The sequence below is a fragment of the Paenibacillus xylanexedens genome (genome assembly GCF_007680605.1).
Lineage (GTDB): Bacteria > Bacillota > Bacilli > Paenibacillales > Paenibacillaceae > Paenibacillus > Paenibacillus xylanexedens_B.
The window spans coordinates 182,312-198,817 of record NZ_VEIO01000008.1 but is presented as its reverse complement, the minus strand read 5'-3'; the positions used below and the strand labels follow the sequence as shown (position 1 = coordinate 198,817).

The following is a 16,506-nucleotide window of genomic DNA, read 5'->3' as shown; positions in this document are numbered from 1 at the left end:
GATTGAATATTTGGCGATAGACTTGTCCCATGTTTTCATAATATTAATATTTCAAAAAGGGGGCTTGAAGCCATGGAATCCTTGGGAGGACTGCTTCAGCAGCTGAACCCTTCCTTTCGTGAGCAGTCGCGGCGAATTATGGCGGATTTGTTGGAAGACCCGTATGTGCGCGAGTTCCGCGCAGGTCATCCTGAACTGAAAGATGCACAGCTCATGCCCGATCTGAGCAAGCTGTTTCAGTATGCCAAAGATTCGAAGAACTGCGCGAATTGTCCGGGACTCGACAACTGTCCCAACGATTTTCAGGGTCATTTCTGCAAACTGGAAGTAGAAAACTTCAACGGTAAACCCGAAATTATAGATATCAAAGCTCCTTGCTCCAAACAGATCGCCCGGCAAAATGAACATATCATCAAACAGCGGATTCGCAGTTTTTATGTGGATGAGCGTGCTCTAAGCGCTGGATATAATGATGTGGAAATTATGGGCAAAGATCGCATGCGTGCGCCAGCGGTGAACCGTGTTCTTCGTTATATTAGCGAGACCAAGGCCAATGGACTTTCGACTCAAGGGTTATATCTGGAAGGTTCGTTTGGAACCGGCAAAACGTTTCTGATGTGTTATCTGCTACATGAACTCGCGGTTGCGGGTCATACAGGTGTCATTATTTATATGCCTGACTTCGTGGAGGACTTGAAATCCATGATCAGTGAAGGACAGAAACTCAAGGAAATGACGGATGTTCTGAAAAGCTGTGATCTGCTCATCTTTGATGATATTGGTGCAGAGAACCTCAATCCATGGGTACGGGACCATGTGATGGGCTCTATACTCAACTATAGGATGAATCGAAAGCCAACGTTCTATACGTCCAATTACAACCTGGAAGGGCTTGAGAAACACTTGAGCTTTACGAACCGGGATGGCGAGGAATCGAACAAAGGCCAACGTTTGATGGATCGCATTCGTCCATTTGTGGATGTCATTCAGGTGCGGGGCGAGAATCAGCGAGGGAAGAGATAAGATACTGATGAACCAAAAAAAGCCTGGCTTTCGCAATATGCGAGAACCGGGCTTTTCTGGTCTGCGGGAGCCTGAAACTGACTGGAACATCCTATTCGGTCAGGAATTTAAAAATTACCATTCCAAAAAAGATAACAGTCATCAGGCCGCCCATGCCGACAACGCCCATAATCAGATCAAAGAGATCGCTACGCGGCTCCTCGTTCACATGTTCACGCGGGTCGGTCATCCGAATATTAGCGTCCATTTTGTTGCCTCCTTTGAGGATTGACAGCTTGGCCTGCAAGCAGGGCTACAATCCGGAGTATTTTTAGTATACTTGGAAAAGAAAGCGTTTGTAAAGATTATACAGCCGACCTGTTACACCTGTAATTGTGAAGATTTCATGTTGGGAAGATGAACATTATCTGTTCATTTCACATGTCTAACGCACATGTGTTATACTGGAAGTGTCGTTCACGACGTTACAGGTTAAAATAAAACCGTAAGTATATATAAGGAGGACAATTTCATGGCTATTGTTAACGTATCCGATCAATCCTTTAACACGGAAGTCGAAGGAGAAGGAACGGTTCTGGTTGATTTCTGGGCGCCTTGGTGTGGTCCTTGCAAAATGCTCGCTCCAATCCTGGAAGAGCTGTCCACAGAAGTTGGCGATTCCGTAAAAATTGCTAAAGTAAACGTGGATGAGAATCCAGAATCTGCTTCCCGCTTTGGCGTAATGAGCATTCCAACACTGATCTTCTTCAAAGACGGTCAACCGGTTGATAAAGTGGTTGGTTTGAACTCCAAAGAAGCTCTCAAAGGAATCATCGAAAAACATCAATAAGCAGCAAGCCACATCATAAATAAGTGCAGGCTGACACATCGCCTCCGGTTTACATGCCGGGGGCGTTTTGCGTCGATAAGTGATATGTAGGACAATATAAAAGTAAAATTAATTTTTACAACTTCCTTGAACCATTCACACAATAACGAAAAGGACAGAAAAAACCTGAAAAAGCGAAGCGTTCGCCTTTATCACCGGATTTTCCCATTTATAAAGGGGATCAAAAAAATCTGGGGATAACAGCGATTGGAAGGTTCTTCTGTCATTGAAGTGATCGGTGTGAATTCCTTTGTGTAACCTATTATTTTTTACTTTTTTTCGGAAGGGAGGACCCACCGAATTATGGATCCATTTATGCAGGAGTTAGACGCACAGGAAAAGGCACTGGAACAGATCCGTCATAAGCTTGCATTGCTTCCAGACCTGCCGGGCTGTTATTTGATGAAAAACAGTGAAGGCACCATTATTTACGTTGGTAAAGCGAAAGTGCTCAAAAATCGCGTGCGCTCTTATTTTATTGGCAGTCATAACGGAAAGACACAGCGTCTTGTATCCGAAATCCGTGATTTTGAATACATCGTGACAGGCAGCAACATGGAAGCACTGATTCTGGAGTGTAACCTGATTAAAAAACATATGCCGCGTTACAATGTGCTACTCAAAGACGATAAAACATTTCCTTATCTTAAAATAACGAATGAAAAGCATCCGCGGCTCGAAGTGACCCGCCGAGTGCTGAAAGATAAAGCCAAATACTTCGGTCCCTACCCAAACTCATATGCGGCACACCAAACGAAAAAACTGCTGGATCGGATGTATCCGCTCCGCAAATGTGGTGTGATGCCGAAGGAAGTTTGTCTGTATTACCATATGGGCCAATGCCTTGCTCCTTGTGTGAAGGAAGTAGGCAAAGAACAGTATGACGAGATTTCGCAGGAGATCGGGTCATTTCTGAGCGGCGGGCATGAGGAGATTAAAAAGGACCTGCAACGCAAAATGCAGGAAGCCGCTGAAGATTTATATTTTGAACGTGCCAAAGAGCTGCGTGACCAGGTGATTGCAATTGATGCGATCATGGAAAAACAGAAAATTACGATGGCGGATGCCAGAGACCGTGACGTCTTTGGATTTGCGATTGATAAAGGCTGGATGTGTGTCCAGATTCTATATATGCGTCAGGGAAAAATGATTGAACGTCATGTATCCACTTTCCCGTTCTACGGTGAGGCCTACAATGATTTTATGTCCTATGTAACCCAGTATTATAGTGATAACCCGGCGCTGCCACAGGAAATTTTGCTACCGGAGATGCCGAAAGAACTGCTCTCTGGCGAGACAACAAGCGATTCCGCAAAAGTAGATCATGCGAATACATCCGGGGATAAGCATTCTGAGGGAACGGTTGAATCCACTCACGAGGAATTACAAGTCGGGATGAATCAGACCGCTGCTTCGATGCCAGTTGTTGCCGAGACACTTGCGGCTTATGGGTCGGAGGTAACCGAGGAAGAAAAGAGCAATGCTGCCGAATTGCAGGAAACATCCAATGCCAAGCTGCCATCCGAGATGGATGATCCGTCGCAGATGGCTGCTTCTCTGCAAGAATGGTTAGACATTAAAGTGCATATCCCGCAACGCGGACTGAAACGCCAGATGATTACGATGGCACTCGACAATGCACGGGTGGCATTGGAGGAGAAGTTCCGTCTTATTGAGCGTAACGAAGAGCGGACATCCAAGGCTTCCGAGGGATTGGGACGCTGGATCGGTCTGGAGCAGTTAAGACGAATTGAAGCTTTCGATAACTCGAACATTCAGGGGACGAATCCGGTGTCTGCCATGATTGTGTTCACCGACGGTAAACCGGATAAGAAGGAATATCGTAAATATAAAGTGCGCTCTGTCGAAGGGCCGGATGATTATGAAACGATGCGTGAAGTTATCCGTCGCCGTTATGAGCGAGTGCTTAAGGAAAACTTGACCCAGCCTGACTTGATCGTAGTCGATGGAGGTAAAGGACAGATTTCCGCAGCTGTAGACGTGCTTGAAAACGAGCTTGGGCTATTCATTCCGGTGTGTGGATTGGTGAAGGATGCCAAACACAAAACATCACAGCTGATGATTGGTAATCCGCCAGAGGTAATTGCCCTGCCGAGGGACAGTCAGGAGTTTTATCTGTTACAGCGGATTCAAGAAGAGGTTCACCGGTTCGCCATCTCATTTCACCGTGAACAGCGCGGTAAGTCGATGGTTACGTCCCGCCTCGATGCTATTCCGGGTATCGGGGAGAAACGACGTAAGCTACTTTTGAAGCATTTTGGCTCTCTGCGCAAAATAAAAGAGGCCAGTGTCGAAGACTTCCGGCCTCTATCGATTGGTGATAAACTGGCAAATCAAATTATTGCAGCACTTCGTGATGAGGAGTCGTGACATACGGCTTCTCTTTTTGTTTTGGGTTGAAACGGTAGACCACATATCCAACAATGGCAGGTAGCACAATCCAGAAGATTCCGGCACCCATATTCAGTGCGTCTCCCATGAAAATCAAGCTGAGTCCCATCAGCAGACTATCGAAGATGACATGTGCAAAAACGACGGCAATGAAGCCGTGACGCAACATGATCAGACTGAAGAGCAATCCGATGACGGTCAGTTCAATCGGACGTGTAATGACTGGGTAGATTGGATACAAGGTGTGTCCAAGTGCCCAAATAATTGTAGGGATCAGACAGGCGATAAACGTGTTACGCACAACTTTTTGCATCATGCGAATACCGAACAGCCGATATACAGCCTCTTCCCCGATTCCAGCCATCCACGCCATTATCGGGAAGATCCAGGCATACGTCATGTTATATGTCGATTGATCTGCCGATGTGGTGGACCATGTGCCGATGCTACGTTCAAGAATAAAGAACAGAACGGATTGTACGCCTAGCAGAATAAATGCCCATAGATAACCGGTGTACATACTCTGTAACACATATTTGCCGTAACCCGGCTCCTTGGCACGAGGCCATGGATTAAATCCGATTTTGCGCCACATGCCGTCACCAGCGACAAGGGACAGATAGATCGTAGCACTCATCACGATGGTTATGCCGGTCTGAATGAGCATAAGAAACACTAACATGAAGCTTGAAAGCCCCTGTGCCTGGAAGAGAGGCAACATGTTCAGTGTACCAATCATAGAAGCTGCAAAGTACACCAGTGACAATACCACGCCTCGTTTGAACGATGTATTTGCACGAGCCAGAATGCTGTATATGATGGCAAGCACACCAAGAACAAACGTCAGAAAAGCGTAACCACCGTAAGTTAACCAATTGGCTAGTTGGGTCTGGTCTTTAACATAATCCGTGTGGGATTTCGGTACGGAGAACTCCGGATCGAACGAACGGACAGCCCCATTTTCAAAAGTGAAATTCAATTCCAGTTTGGAGTTGCCAATCGTTTTACTTGCATCCGTGTACTTTAGACCCGGCTCGCCATCTCGTGTATCCAGTTGGAGTGTCGGGATATCATATCCGAATTCTTTCAAAACTCCGGCCGCGAGTTTTTCTTTTTCGTTCAATGGCATATTGCCTTCTGCAAGCGACTCTGAAGTGCTTCCGATGCCCTGTTCTTGCTCTGATTCAACGGCCGTATACAGGGAGGAAGGCAATATCCGCTTGAACGCGACTACCTTGCCTGTTTTCATATGTACGTCAATGTTAAGGTAACCCCCGTTGTTCTGATCAAGCAAACGTACGCGGTACACATCGTAAGGATAGGTTGTCTCCCATTTTTTATTGTACGTGGCAAGCTGTTTCGTCTTTGCCATATAACCGTAAATATCCGAGTGGGTCTGATACGTTACAAGAGGTTTACTGGCATTGCCTTGGAGCGTATAGTCATCAACAGAAGCCGCGAATGAACGTGCAGCTTGGATCGCTTGATCCTTGCTAATGAAGGATGTTGACGAAATTTCTGTCGTTTGTGATGAAGTCGCAGGAAAGATCTGAAAGACAAAAAATAAAATCAGGCCGATCACCGCAAGCAACCCCAAACGCTTGAAGTTAGCCTTAAGCTGTAAAGGCTGCCCTAAGGGATTCATGGAATGGTGTTCCTCCTTTTTCAATTAAATCGTAATGTAAAGATAGCACAGGGGATGTCCCCAATGCCAATGACAGGGCGAAAACAGGTGTAAATCTATGAAAACGAATGAAAATGATCGAAAAAATCCGATCTTGTTGTCCGGGTCTAGGTGTTTTTCCCGTTTTGAACAAATTCGATCTTATTTACCCAAAAATCGTTTTGTGTGCATTTGCCGCAGCGCTTATAATTTTGAAGCAAATATGCAAAAATCCGCATGCATCCGGTCTTACAAGGGAACGAATAGAACGGAAAGAGCTAACAAAGCTAACCTGAAGCTAACAGAGCAGACATCCAGAGTAGACATTCTGTAAAAGATGTATACTAACTCTAGTCGGATGCATATCAACTCCAAGTATATGATGTTTTTTATGAATCATACATGAGCTCCACAGGGTGGAGTTATTTTCTTTTTTAGCAGAGGTGGATGATACGGAAGTGAAAGCAAATGTTCAATGGATGCGATTATCGCCGCCCCGTATTCTGGTGTTAGGTTTTGCTGGCATTATTATGCTAGGTACACTGCTGTTGATGCTTCCGGCATCCAGCCGAAGTGGGGACAGCCTGGCCTTTATCGATGCACTTTTCACGGCAACTTCGGCTGTATGTGTGACAGGGCTCGTTGTTGTGGATACTGGAACCTATTTTTCAGTGCTGGGTCAGGTAATTATCGCCATTCTGATTCAGATCGGCGGTCTCGGTTTTATGACGATGTCTACGTTGGTTGCCATTGCGTTCAAACGGAAAATATCGCTTAAGGAGCGATTGATCTTACAGGAGGCCATGAATCAGAGCACGATGGAAGGCATTGTGAGGCTGATTCGCAAGGTCGTGATTTATTCGCTTATTCTGGAGGGGATTTGCGGTACGCTGTTCGCACTGCGCTGGTCATTCGATATGCCAATTGGCCGGGCCATGTATTACGGTTACTGGCACGCCATCTCCATGTTTAACAATGCAGGGTTTGATATGTTTGGTCAATTTAGCAGTCTGACGGGCTATGTCTATGATCCGCTTGTTAATTTTACCGCCATGTTTCTCATTGTTTCGGGCGGGATCGGTTTTGTGGTGTTGTCCGATTTGGTGGAATATCATAAAACAAAGAAGCTATCGTTGCATTCCAAAGTCGTTTTGCTGATGACGGCTTTGTTAATTGTGTTTGGTGCACTGGTCATTTTCGTGTTTGAGTTCAGCAACCCGCGAACGCTGGGCGGCCTGAACTGGGGTGGTAAGTTGCTCGGGTCTTTCTTCCAATCCGTGACACCAAGAACGGCCGGGGCAAATACGGTGGATATCGCCGGACTGCGGCAGGCCACGCAATTTTTCATGATTATATTGATGTTTATCGGTGCATCGCCAGGGTCAACCGGAGGCGGCATCAAAACAACAACGTTTCTCATTATGGCCGGGGCAGTCATTGCCATGATGCGCGGCCGGGAGGATATCGTCTTTTTCCGATATCGGCTTGTGCAGGAACGTATTTTCAAGGCACTCACCATCACGCTACTGGCGCTGTTGTTCATTATTACGGTGACGATGGTACTGAGTACGACTGAAGACAGTAATTTTTTAATGATATTATTTGAAACGACATCTGCTTTCGGTACCGTAGGGCTTTCTCTTGGCTTGACGCTTAAACTCACCACATTTGGCAAGTTATTGATCTGTTTTACCATGTTTGCAGGGCGGCTAGGACCAATTACACTGGCGTATGCACTGGGGCAGAAAAAGGGTAAGGATTTATACAGGTATCCGGAAGGCAAAATGATAATTGGTTAGTGATTATTAGGATAGAGGGGTTCGTGAAGAACGATGAAAAAACAGCAGTTTGCGGTCATTGGACTTGGGCGGTTTGGCTCCAGTCTGGCACAGGAATTAATGGAACTAGGCTATGAGGTGCTTGGCATTGATAAAAATGAAGAGCTTGTCGAAGACATGAGTGACCTGGTCACTCACGCTGTCGTGGCGGACGCTACGGATGAAGAGGTGCTACGCTCCCTCGGCATTCGTAATTTTGACTGCGGCATCGTTGCCATTGGCGACGATATTCAGACGAGTATCCTTACTGCCATTCTGCTCAAAGAGCTGGGTGTCAAAACGGTTGTAGCCAAAGCGATTTCCGTTCTTCACGGACGAGCACTAGATAAGCTGGGTATTGACCGTGTCGTTTACCCAGAACGGGATATGGGCATCCGGGTCGCTCACCAATTGGTTACACCAAACCTGCTGGATTACATCGAATTGTCCAATGATTACAGCATTGTCGAGATGAAGGTACCTGCATGTCTGCACAATAAAACCCTCTCCAGCCTGAATGCGCGCGTACGCTTTAACTGCAGCATTGTGGCCCTGCAAAAAGAAGCCGGGGTCATTATTGCCCCGACGGCGATGGATTCCCTGCAAATGGGGGATATTATGGTCATTATTGGCAATAATGATGATATCGACCGGTTTGAGGAAGAGGTTATTAGTCAAGAGAGCTGAGCAGGTAAGCTGCTTCTTCTGAATTATATCAAGGCGTTGTTGTCCTTCGTGAGGGCAATGACGCCTTTGCTGTAAAAAATGCAGCAGTCTCCCTGACCCATTGTCTGGCGGTTTCGCTGAGGTTTTCTTTTTCCCCATAGATCATGCAAGTCGTTCTTCGGGTCTGTTTCAACTGAGGTAAATGCACGGCAACGAGATCGTTATCTGCCAGCAGCTGTGGACGAAGATAAGATTTGGGGAGAAGGGCAGCGGCTTTACAGGTCGGCAGAAGACGGATAATGGCTTCGAATGAATCAATCTCCATGCGAATGTCAGGCATTACGGTGCAACGCTGGAACAGATCGTCTGTCAGTTTGCGGTACCATGTTCCTTTGGAGAACGTAATCATCGGCAGGTCCTGCAGATGCTCCATGCCTGCTTCCTTGCCTGCCAGTGGGTGCGTTAGCGGCACAACCAGCTCCAGGTGGTCGTCAAACAGTGGCACACAGTTGAGTCCTGCTTCGCTGATGGACGAGGCTACAATGCCCACATCTGCTTTTTTATCACGAACAAAAGAAACGATCTCATGGGTCTTGCCCGTCAACAGCTTTAATTCTGCATGAGGATGCTTCTCCATAAAAGCGTTGACGAGCGGAGGCAAAGTAGTCTGAAGTGTCGTCAGGCTCGCTCCCAGCATAATAATGCTCTGTTCCTCGTCCTTGTATTGGGATAACATGGTGAGAAACTTTTGTTGCTGTTGTTTCTGCTCAACCGCGAAGGTGTAGGCGAGTTGGCCTACGCTGGTTAATTCCAATCGTTTGCCGCGGCGATGAAAGAGGGATACGCCCAGTTCATCCTCCAGCTTGGAGATTTTACGAGAGAGTGCAGGCTGAGACAGATTCAGTAGCTTGGAAGCACGGTTTAGACTGGACTGCTCCACGACCGCTGCAAATGCGTTTAATTCCTCGAACATGAACACTAACCTCTCTTCATTATGAGTGTGATTCTTGCCCTTGATTAATTGTTTGTCTTATTGTATGGCACTTCAACGTGCTACCTTCATTGATATGTTAGGCTACAAACGCATCGTTGCAATACGATAACCCTTACAAAACCTTTGTTTCATCACTTATACCTATAGGTTATAACATTTAATAATTATATTGCAATTCCCTTATAAGAAAAAAAGGAGTAACATGAATTGTGACACAAGTTGTTCACACCTGATCAAAACGGAACAATTTGTCGAACCTTCCCATGTAAGAAGGATTCGTGTCATGATATAAGAATGGATTTATGAAAACGTTGTATTTAGCGAAAGGGGATCGACATTTTATGAAAGGGTTTTACTCGAGAAAGCTGCACTCCTTGCTTGGCGTCATTCCGCTCAGTTTGTTTTTTCTAGAGCATCTGGTGACGAACTTCTCGGCAGTTGAAGGCGGCAAAGAAGCTTTTAATGGTGCGGTTGCCTTCTTGAACAGCCTGCCACTCGTTATTGTTCTGGAAACGTTTCTGATCTGGCTACCGCTGTTCTATCACGGTGTATATGGTTTGTACATCGCTTATCAGGCCAAGCCTAACGTGGGTCGCTACGGCAATGAGCGCAACTGGCGTTATACGTTGCAACGGATCAGTGGTGTCATCACGTTTGTATTTGTGATCTGGCACGTATGGGAGACTCGCGTACAAGTGGCTCTCGGCAACGTAACTCACGAAGAGTTAGGCGGTGTTATCCATAACATCGTGATGAATCCGGTAACATTTATTCTATATCTAATCAGCGTTGTGGCCGCATCATATCACTTTGCCAACGGACTCTGGTCGTTCCTCGTTAGCTGGGGAATTACAGTGGGACCTCGTGCACAGCGCGTGTCCTCGTATGTGTGCATGAGCTTGTTCGCACTGGTATCCATCATGTTTATCGCTTCATTGTTTGCTTTCCGGAATGTAGATTTCCAGACAGCTACTTCAATGATTGACGCGGTAAAATCCGTTCTGGTCTAACATTTACTGATTTTAAATTTCAAGAATAACGCTTACTTACTAAGGGAGTGAACTAGCAATGGCATCATCGAATGTAATTATTGTGGGCGGCGGTCTCGCGGGATTGATGGCGGCGATCAAATCGGCTGAAGCCGGAGTCCATGTTCATTTATTTTCACTGGTTCCTGTTAAAAGATCCCACTCCGTATGTGCCCAGGGCGGTATCAACGGTGCGGTAAATACGAAAGGGGAAGGCGACTCCCCATGGGTACACTTTGACGATACGGTTTATGGCGGAGACTTTCTCGCCAATCAACCGCCCGTTAAAGCGATGTGTGAAGCAGCGCCTGGCATCATCCACCTGATGGACCGGATGGGCGTTATGTTCAACCGTACACCGGAAGGATTGCTCGATTTCCGCCGTTTCGGAGGAACGAAGCATCACCGTACAGCTTTTGCCGGGGCGACAACTGGTCAACAGCTGTTGTACGCACTCGATGAGCAAGTACGCCGCTGGGAAGCAGCGGGTCTCGTAACCAAATATGAGAACTGGGAGTTTCTGCAAGCCGTTATTGATGACGAAGGCGTGTGCCGCGGTATCGTGGCTCAGGATCTGAAAACGATGAAGGTACAAACGTTCCCGGCCGAAGCGGTTATTCTTGCGAGCGGTGGCCCGGGTATCATTTTCGGTAAAACAACAAACTCCGTTATCAATACAGGTACTGCGGCAAGTGCGGTATATCAACAAGGCGTGAATTATGCAAACGGTGAGTTCATTCAGATTCACCCGACAGCGATTCCAGGAGATGACAAGCTGCGTCTGATGTCCGAATCGGCGCGCGGTGAAGGTGGACGGATCTGGACGTACAAAGACGGCAAACCTTGGTATTTCCTTGAGGAAAAATATCCATCCTACGGTAACCTTGTTCCGCGTGATATTGCAACGCGTGAAATTTTCAGCGTTTGTGTAGATATGGGACTTGGTGTAAACGGCGAGAACATGGTTTATCTCGACCTCTCTCACAAAGATCCGAAGGAACTGGATGTCAAACTGGGCGGAATCATTGAAATCTATGAGAAATTCATGGGTGACGATCCTCGTAAAATCCCGATGAAAATCTTCCCGGCCGTTCACTATTCCATGGGTGGCATGTGGGTAGATTATAATCAAATGACAAACATTCCAGGGCTGTTTGCAGCTGGCGAATGTGAATACCAATATCACGGTGCAAACCGCTTGGGTGCAAACTCACTCGTATCCGCAATTTATGGTGGTATGGTGGCAGGACCAAAAGCGGCTGAATATATCAAAGGACTTAAGAAGTCTTCTGCGGATATCTCTTCTTCCGTATTTGATGGTTATACCAAACGTCAAACAGACAAATACGAAGGCATCATGAAAATGCAAGGTACGGAAAATGCCTATGTGATTCACAAAGAGCTGGGCGAGTGGATGACAGCCAACATGACGGTGGTTCGCTACAATGACAAGCTGGAAGCAACCATTGGCAAAATCAAGGAACTGAAAGAGCGCTATGGCAAAATCAACATGTACGACAATTCCGGCTGGAACAATCCGGGTGCGGCATTTACTCGCCAGTTGTGGAACATGCTTGAGCTTGCTGAGGCGATGACACTTGGCGCACTGCTGCGTAACGAGAGCCGCGGAGCGCACTACAAACCGGAATTCACGGAGCGTAACGATGAAGAGTTCCTGAAAACGACTATCGCGAGTTGGTCAAAAGAAGGCCCGCAAATCTCGTACGAGCCAGTCGACGTATCCCTGATTCCACCACGTATCCGGGACTACTCAAAAGACTAATACGGGAGGAAGCGGAAATGCCCGAAAGAAGCAAAGCGTTCGCGTTTATCATCGAATTTTCACCCCGGTAAGGGTGGATCAAAAATTCGAGGATAATGGCGATCCAAGGGGCATTCCGTGACCGGAGCGTCTACCGAGCACCCAAACAAACAGCTTTGCGCACCTTCATTCATTTCAAGGAAGCTCAGCATGAGCAGGCTTCCACAAAAATTTAAAGCAATCCAGATGAATGGATTGCAACTTCCAGCAAAGCAGCACAAGGTGCACGGCGTAGCGCAGGAAGCGGAAATGCCCGAAAAGAAGCAAAGCGTTCGCCTTTATCATCGAATTTTCACCCCGGTAAGGGTGGATCAAAAAATACGAGGATAATGGCGATCCAAGGGGCATTCCGCGACCGGAGCGTCCACCCGAGCACCCAAACAATCAGCTTTGCGCACCAGCAATACAATCATCGTCACCAGAGGAGGGGACAACGATATGGCGGAACAAGCAACAGTGAGTAAAACCGTCAAGTTTATTATCACCCGTCAAGACAGCCCGGAGTCATCTTCATATACTGAGGAGTTTGAACTTCCGTACCGTCCGAACATGAACGTGATCAGCGCCCTGATGGAGATTCAGCGGAACCCGGTAAATAAGGATGGTAAATCCATTGCGCCGGTTTGTTGGGAATCCAACTGTCTTGAAGAAGTGTGCGGCGCCTGCTCCATGGTTATTAACGGCAAACCGCGTCAAGCGTGTGCGGCTTTGATCGACAAGCTTGAACAACCCGTTCGCATTGAACCCATGAAAACTTTCCCGGTGGTACGTGACCTTGTCATTGACCGTACGCGGATGTTTAACGCTCTGAAGCGCGTTAAAGCATGGATTCCAATCGATGGTACGTATGACCTTGGTCCAGGGCCCCGTATGCCTGAGAAGAAACGTCAGTGGGCTTATGAGCTATCCAAGTGTATGACTTGTGGCGTATGTCTCGAAGCTTGTCCGAACGTTAACGAAAAAACGGATTTTATTGGTCCAGCTGCGCTGTCCCAGGTTCGTCTGTTTAACGCTCACCCTACCGGTGAGATGAACGCAGAAGAACGTCTGGAAGCGTTGATGGACGATGGCGGTATTGAAGGCTGCGGAAACTCGCAGAACTGTGTGCGTTCATGTCCAAAAGGCATCCCGCTCACAACGTCCATCGCTGAGATGAATAAACAAACCACCAAGCATATGTTCAAACGTTGGCTGGGTGTATAATGGTGTAATCGAGAAGCAGAGGTTCAATCTGCTCCTCTGAGAAGTCGTGATCCCGCGCAGAATTTGGCGGGTCACGGCTTCTTTTGTCATCAATCGAAGGAAGCAAGCATGCAAGGCAGAATATGGTATACTACAGGGATGGATATGACCTGTAACAACTTTTAAGAAAACTGAGCCGAGGAGGGGAATGATGGGAAAGACACCACGGTTGAACCGCGGCAACTCGCCGTCCCGACACTTGAACGGGCCAAACCGTTCGAATTCACCTCTTTTTCCTGGAGAAGAAAAGGATCATGATCCTTCTCGTCGAATGTTCCAACTACGAAAACATGTAATGACTTTGGTAGCGAGTGTGCTGACACTGGGATACGCGCTTTGGGAGCCGCGGCGTCTACAAGTCAATCATATTGATCTTAAGTTCCCCTCATTTCCTGAAGCGTTTAATGGACTGCGTGTCGTTCATTTCAGTGATGTACACCTTGGTTTTCATACAGGGCGAAAACAGTTGAGCAAACTGGCAGAGCAAATCAAGGATCAGCAACCGGATCTCATCTGTTTTACCGGAGATATCGTTGAGAGACAATCCGAGCCAATGCGTGAGTGTGTACCGATTCTTGCCTCTATGACAGCAAGGTACGGGAAGTTTGCGGTGCTCGGGAATCATGATTATCGAGGACGTCAACAGCAGGATGTGATGGAGATGTTCCGTGAAGCGGGCTTTACCCTTTTACTCAACCAGCATATCGTTATTGAACGTGGAAACGGAAAGTTTGCGGTAGTAGGTCTGGATGATGCGTTAACAGGAGAGCCCGACTTGGAAGAGGCCGTTACAGGGTTAAGTGAGAGTGTGTGGAAACTGCTACTTATGCATGAACCGGATTATGCCGATTATGCCGCTCCGCATGGATTTGGGTTGCAACTCTCCGGTCACAGTCATGGTGGTCAAGTCCGTTTTCCCTGGTTCGGTGCAATGACGACTCCGCGGGGGTCACGTAAATATATCCAGGGATTGCATTATACATCTACGCCCCAGATGCCTGTTTACGTGAATCGGGGATTTGGCATGACGCAGCTTCCCATTCGTTTTCTATGCAGACCTGAACTGACCGTGCTTCATTTAAGCCGGGATGATGTAAGTGAAAGATGAGGCTTAACATACATGAATGGGGGTTAACCAGATGGAACGTATAGCGATTGTATCCGACATTCATGGCAACATGACTGCCTGGGAAGCTGTGATGAAAGATATGCAGCATCGTGGTTTGAACAGGATATTTTGTCTGGGTGATCTTGTGGGCAAAGGGCCGCAACCAGCTGAAGTGGTGGATCAGGTCAGAGCAACATGTGAAGTGGTCATTCGTGGCAACTGGGATGAACTGATCGCGGTGAATCAGGACGTCCGTGATTTCACATGGCAAGCTGAACGACTGGGAGCCGACAGAGTGGCTTATTTGGCAAGCCTTCCCTTCAGTTATGAATTCAAATTAAGCGGACGGACCGTTCGATTAGTCCATGCTTCACCGCAAAGTGTCTACCATCGCGTACAGCCATGGGATGAGATGGACAAGCGGCTGGCCATGTTTGATCCTCCGACGGACGAATCAGAGGCTGGAGCGGCTGACGTGGTGGGTTATGGTGATGTTCATAATGCTTTCCTTCAATATCTGGAAGGGAAAATGCTGTTTAACACGGGTAGCGTAGGTAATCCGCTTGATCTTCCGCAAGCCTCATATTGTATTCTTGAAGGGGAATACGGCGATGATAGCCAAAAGCCGTTTAACCTTCAGTTTGTTCGGGTTCCTTACGATATTGAACATGAAGTACGGATTGCACAAAAAGCAGAAGTTCCGGCACTTGAAGCATATATTCGTGAAATACGCTCAGGTATCTATCGCGGATTACAAGAGTAACTGGAGTATCATGACCGAATAAAGCTGAATAATGACAGGACATACTACAATTTATGTCATTCAATCGTAGGATCATGCCGGATCATCCTTAGAGCTTGCTTGTCTTACCGGACTAGAGCCCGTTAGGCAAAGGAGTGATTGTCATGCTTAATCGAAATATGCTAATCCAAGGGCTACCAGCCTTATGGACAGAGCGTCTTGTACTTCGGTCATTACGTCAAAGTGATTACATCACTTTATCTGAACTCTTATCCGATCCTCAAGTGATTCGATACGTCAATCGAGGGAGCCAACCTCCACCCATTCGGGCGAGAAAACTGTTAAACCAGATTCGGAGCAGCAGCGCCAAGCTGGATTCACTGCATTACGGCATCTGTTGGAAGGGCAGAGAGCAAGTGATCGGCCTTACCTCTTTTCAGCATTGGAATGATCAAAAAGGGACTGCACAGATCGGTTACATCTTGGACAAGGCGTGCTGGGGTAAAGGCGTGGCCACGGAAGCGGTGCATCGTTTGCTGACATTCGGATTTGATGAGCTTCATCTGTGGAGAGTTGAAGCACGCTGTTACGAGGCCAATGGTTCCTCTGAACGGGTACTGCTTAAAATGGGCATGACTTATGAGCGTAATCTTCCGTCATATGGACTGAACGACAGTGAAGACGGGGCATTCGAAAGCTCGATGGATGTTAAGGTGTATGGTATGTACCGCGAACAGTTCCAGCATGATCTGTACCTCGAACAGCTTCCGCAAGCTTACATCGAACAAGCCGGGAATGTCATAACGGAATAGAGGATAAGGTAACTGAAACGAACTTCAATCATTTGTTACACAATTGAAATATAGTTGCAATTGAACTCTAACAGACAAGGGGTAAACTTATCTCATGACCCCCTTTTTGATAATAGATAATGCTGTTGGAACCCGCTCTGAGCGGGTTCATTTTTTTTGACTGAAAATATAATCTACTAGAGTGTGTCTGAAAACGCTGAAGAAAGCCAAATTTGCTGAATTTTCGTTCCAAGCCAGAGATTTTCCCGCAGATATGCTGGGGTACGTTAAGGGAAAGTGGCACAGGAGGAGGTAAAAGGCAGTAAAGGA

Annotated in this window: 15 protein-coding genes; 12 read left to right on the top strand and 3 right to left on the bottom strand. The window is 47.0% G+C overall.

Annotation, left to right across the window (positions count from 1 at the left end; all coding sequences use genetic code 11):
- Nucleotides 1-72: 72 nt before the first annotated feature.
- The gene (gene dnaI / locus FS818_RS24450; protein WP_145335525.1) at nt 73-1,023 is read left to right on the top strand and encodes a primosomal protein DnaI; all 951 of its coding nucleotides are present in this window, start codon (nt 73-75) and stop codon (nt 1,021-1,023) included.
- Between the two features lie 91 nt (nt 1,024-1,114).
- Here the strand turns inward: dnaI and FS818_RS24445 are convergent, their stop codons facing one another.
- Complete coding sequence (locus tag FS818_RS24445) at nt 1,115-1,270, bottom strand: YqzM family protein (RefSeq protein WP_090919461.1); 156 nt, start codon at nt 1,268-1,270, stop codon at nt 1,115-1,117.
- A 264-nt stretch (nt 1,271-1,534) separates the two neighbouring features.
- Here FS818_RS24445 and trxA point away from each other — a divergent pair, with 264 nt between their 5' ends.
- Entirely contained in the window at nt 1,535-1,852 is a 318-nt protein-coding gene (trxA, locus tag FS818_RS24440; protein WP_090919457.1) for a thioredoxin, read from the top strand.
- 342 nt (nt 1,853-2,194) lie between these two features.
- Nucleotides 2,195-4,282, top strand: coding sequence for an excinuclease ABC subunit UvrC (uvrC, locus tag FS818_RS24435; RefSeq protein ID WP_145335523.1), 2,088 nt, complete (start codon nt 2,195-2,197; stop codon nt 4,280-4,282).
- On the opposite strand, the gene FS818_RS24430 is transcribed toward uvrC, so the two are convergent.
- Nucleotides 4,251-5,948, bottom strand: coding sequence for a CPBP family intramembrane glutamic endopeptidase (locus FS818_RS24430; protein WP_145335521.1), 1,698 nt, complete (start codon nt 5,946-5,948; stop codon nt 4,251-4,253). The two genes, uvrC and FS818_RS24430, sit on opposite strands and share 32 nt — an antisense overlap.
- Before the next feature lie 497 nt (nt 5,949-6,445).
- On the opposite strand from FS818_RS24430, the gene FS818_RS24425 reads away from it, so the two are divergent.
- Both FS818_RS24425 and FS818_RS24420 read left to right on the top strand, forming a co-directional pair.
- Nucleotides 6,446-7,765, top strand: coding sequence for a TrkH family potassium uptake protein (locus FS818_RS24425; protein WP_397351814.1), 1,320 nt, complete (start codon nt 6,446-6,448; stop codon nt 7,763-7,765).
- 33 nt (nt 7,766-7,798) lie between these two features.
- Nucleotides 7,799-8,470, top strand: a complete 672-nt coding sequence (locus tag FS818_RS24420; protein ID WP_145335517.1) for a potassium channel family protein — start codon at nt 7,799-7,801, stop codon at nt 8,468-8,470.
- A 28-nt stretch (nt 8,471-8,498) separates the two neighbouring features.
- On the opposite strand, the gene FS818_RS24415 is transcribed toward FS818_RS24420, so the two are convergent.
- Entirely contained in the window at nt 8,499-9,422 is a 924-nt protein-coding gene (locus FS818_RS24415) for a LysR family transcriptional regulator (RefSeq protein ID WP_145335515.1), read from the bottom strand.
- A gap of 362 nt (nt 9,423-9,784) precedes the next feature.
- Between FS818_RS24415 and FS818_RS24410 the strand changes: the two genes are divergently transcribed.
- The 7 genes from FS818_RS24410 to FS818_RS24380 all read left to right on the top strand — a co-directional run bounded on the left by FS818_RS24410 (nt 9,785) and on the right by FS818_RS24380 (nt 16,197).
- Nucleotides 9,785-10,453: a succinate dehydrogenase cytochrome b558 subunit gene (locus tag FS818_RS24410; protein ID WP_123064670.1), complete on the top strand. Its 669-nt coding sequence runs from the start codon at nt 9,785-9,787 to the stop codon at nt 10,451-10,453.
- 58 nt (nt 10,454-10,511) lie between these two features.
- A complete protein-coding gene (gene sdhA, locus FS818_RS24405) occupies nt 10,512-12,254 on the top strand; it encodes a succinate dehydrogenase flavoprotein subunit (RefSeq protein WP_145335514.1) in 1,743 nt (580 codons plus the stop codon).
- A 189-nt stretch (nt 12,255-12,443) separates the two neighbouring features.
- Complete coding sequence (locus FS818_RS24400; RefSeq protein ID WP_145335512.1) at nt 12,444-12,623, top strand: hypothetical protein; 180 nt, start codon at nt 12,444-12,446, stop codon at nt 12,621-12,623.
- 108 nt (nt 12,624-12,731) lie between these two features.
- The gene (gene sdhB / locus FS818_RS24395) at nt 12,732-13,496 is read left to right on the top strand and encodes a succinate dehydrogenase iron-sulfur subunit (RefSeq protein ID WP_090919432.1); all 765 of its coding nucleotides are present in this window, start codon (nt 12,732-12,734) and stop codon (nt 13,494-13,496) included.
- A 190-nt stretch (nt 13,497-13,686) separates the two neighbouring features.
- Nucleotides 13,687-14,643, top strand: a complete 957-nt coding sequence (locus FS818_RS24390) for a metallophosphoesterase (protein ID WP_145335510.1) — start codon at nt 13,687-13,689, stop codon at nt 14,641-14,643.
- 31 nt (nt 14,644-14,674) lie between these two features.
- Nucleotides 14,675-15,406 (top strand): metallophosphoesterase family protein, encoded by a 732-nt coding sequence (locus FS818_RS24385; RefSeq protein ID WP_145335508.1) that lies wholly within the window; start codon nt 14,675-14,677, stop codon nt 15,404-15,406.
- A 143-nt stretch (nt 15,407-15,549) separates the two neighbouring features.
- Nucleotides 15,550-16,197, top strand: coding sequence for a GNAT family N-acetyltransferase (locus FS818_RS24380; RefSeq protein ID WP_145335506.1), 648 nt, complete (start codon nt 15,550-15,552; stop codon nt 16,195-16,197).
- Nucleotides 16,198-16,506 lie beyond the last annotated feature (309 nt).

What these genes read in the sequence shown, in the direction of transcription:
- dnaI (WP_145335525.1), top strand. Translation starts at nt 73, where the DNA reads ATGGAATCCTTGGGAGGACTGCTTCAGCAGCTGAACCCTTCCTTTCGT.
- FS818_RS24445 (WP_090919461.1), bottom strand. Translation starts at nt 1,270, where the DNA reads ATGGACGCTAATATTCGGATGACCGACCCGCGTGAACATGTGAACGAG.
- trxA (WP_090919457.1), top strand. Translation starts at nt 1,535, where the DNA reads ATGGCTATTGTTAACGTATCCGATCAATCCTTTAACACGGAAGTCGAA.
- uvrC (WP_145335523.1), top strand. Translation starts at nt 2,195, where the DNA reads ATGGATCCATTTATGCAGGAGTTAGACGCACAGGAAAAGGCACTGGAA.
- FS818_RS24430 (WP_145335521.1), bottom strand. Translation starts at nt 5,948, where the DNA reads ATGAATCCCTTAGGGCAGCCTTTACAGCTTAAGGCTAACTTCAAGCGT.
- FS818_RS24425 (WP_397351814.1), top strand. Translation starts at nt 6,446, where the DNA reads ATGCGATTATCGCCGCCCCGTATTCTGGTGTTAGGTTTTGCTGGCATT.
- FS818_RS24420 (WP_145335517.1), top strand. Translation starts at nt 7,799, where the DNA reads ATGAAAAAACAGCAGTTTGCGGTCATTGGACTTGGGCGGTTTGGCTCC.
- FS818_RS24415 (WP_145335515.1), bottom strand. Translation starts at nt 9,422, where the DNA reads ATGTTCGAGGAATTAAACGCATTTGCAGCGGTCGTGGAGCAGTCCAGT.
- FS818_RS24410 (WP_123064670.1), top strand. Translation starts at nt 9,785, where the DNA reads ATGAAAGGGTTTTACTCGAGAAAGCTGCACTCCTTGCTTGGCGTCATT.
- sdhA (WP_145335514.1), top strand. Translation starts at nt 10,512, where the DNA reads ATGGCATCATCGAATGTAATTATTGTGGGCGGCGGTCTCGCGGGATTG.
- FS818_RS24400 (WP_145335512.1), top strand. Translation starts at nt 12,444, where the DNA reads ATGAGCAGGCTTCCACAAAAATTTAAAGCAATCCAGATGAATGGATTG.
- sdhB (WP_090919432.1), top strand. Translation starts at nt 12,732, where the DNA reads ATGGCGGAACAAGCAACAGTGAGTAAAACCGTCAAGTTTATTATCACC.
- FS818_RS24390 (WP_145335510.1), top strand. Translation starts at nt 13,687, where the DNA reads ATGGGAAAGACACCACGGTTGAACCGCGGCAACTCGCCGTCCCGACAC.
- FS818_RS24385 (WP_145335508.1), top strand. Translation starts at nt 14,675, where the DNA reads ATGGAACGTATAGCGATTGTATCCGACATTCATGGCAACATGACTGCC.
- FS818_RS24380 (WP_145335506.1), top strand. Translation starts at nt 15,550, where the DNA reads ATGCTTAATCGAAATATGCTAATCCAAGGGCTACCAGCCTTATGGACA.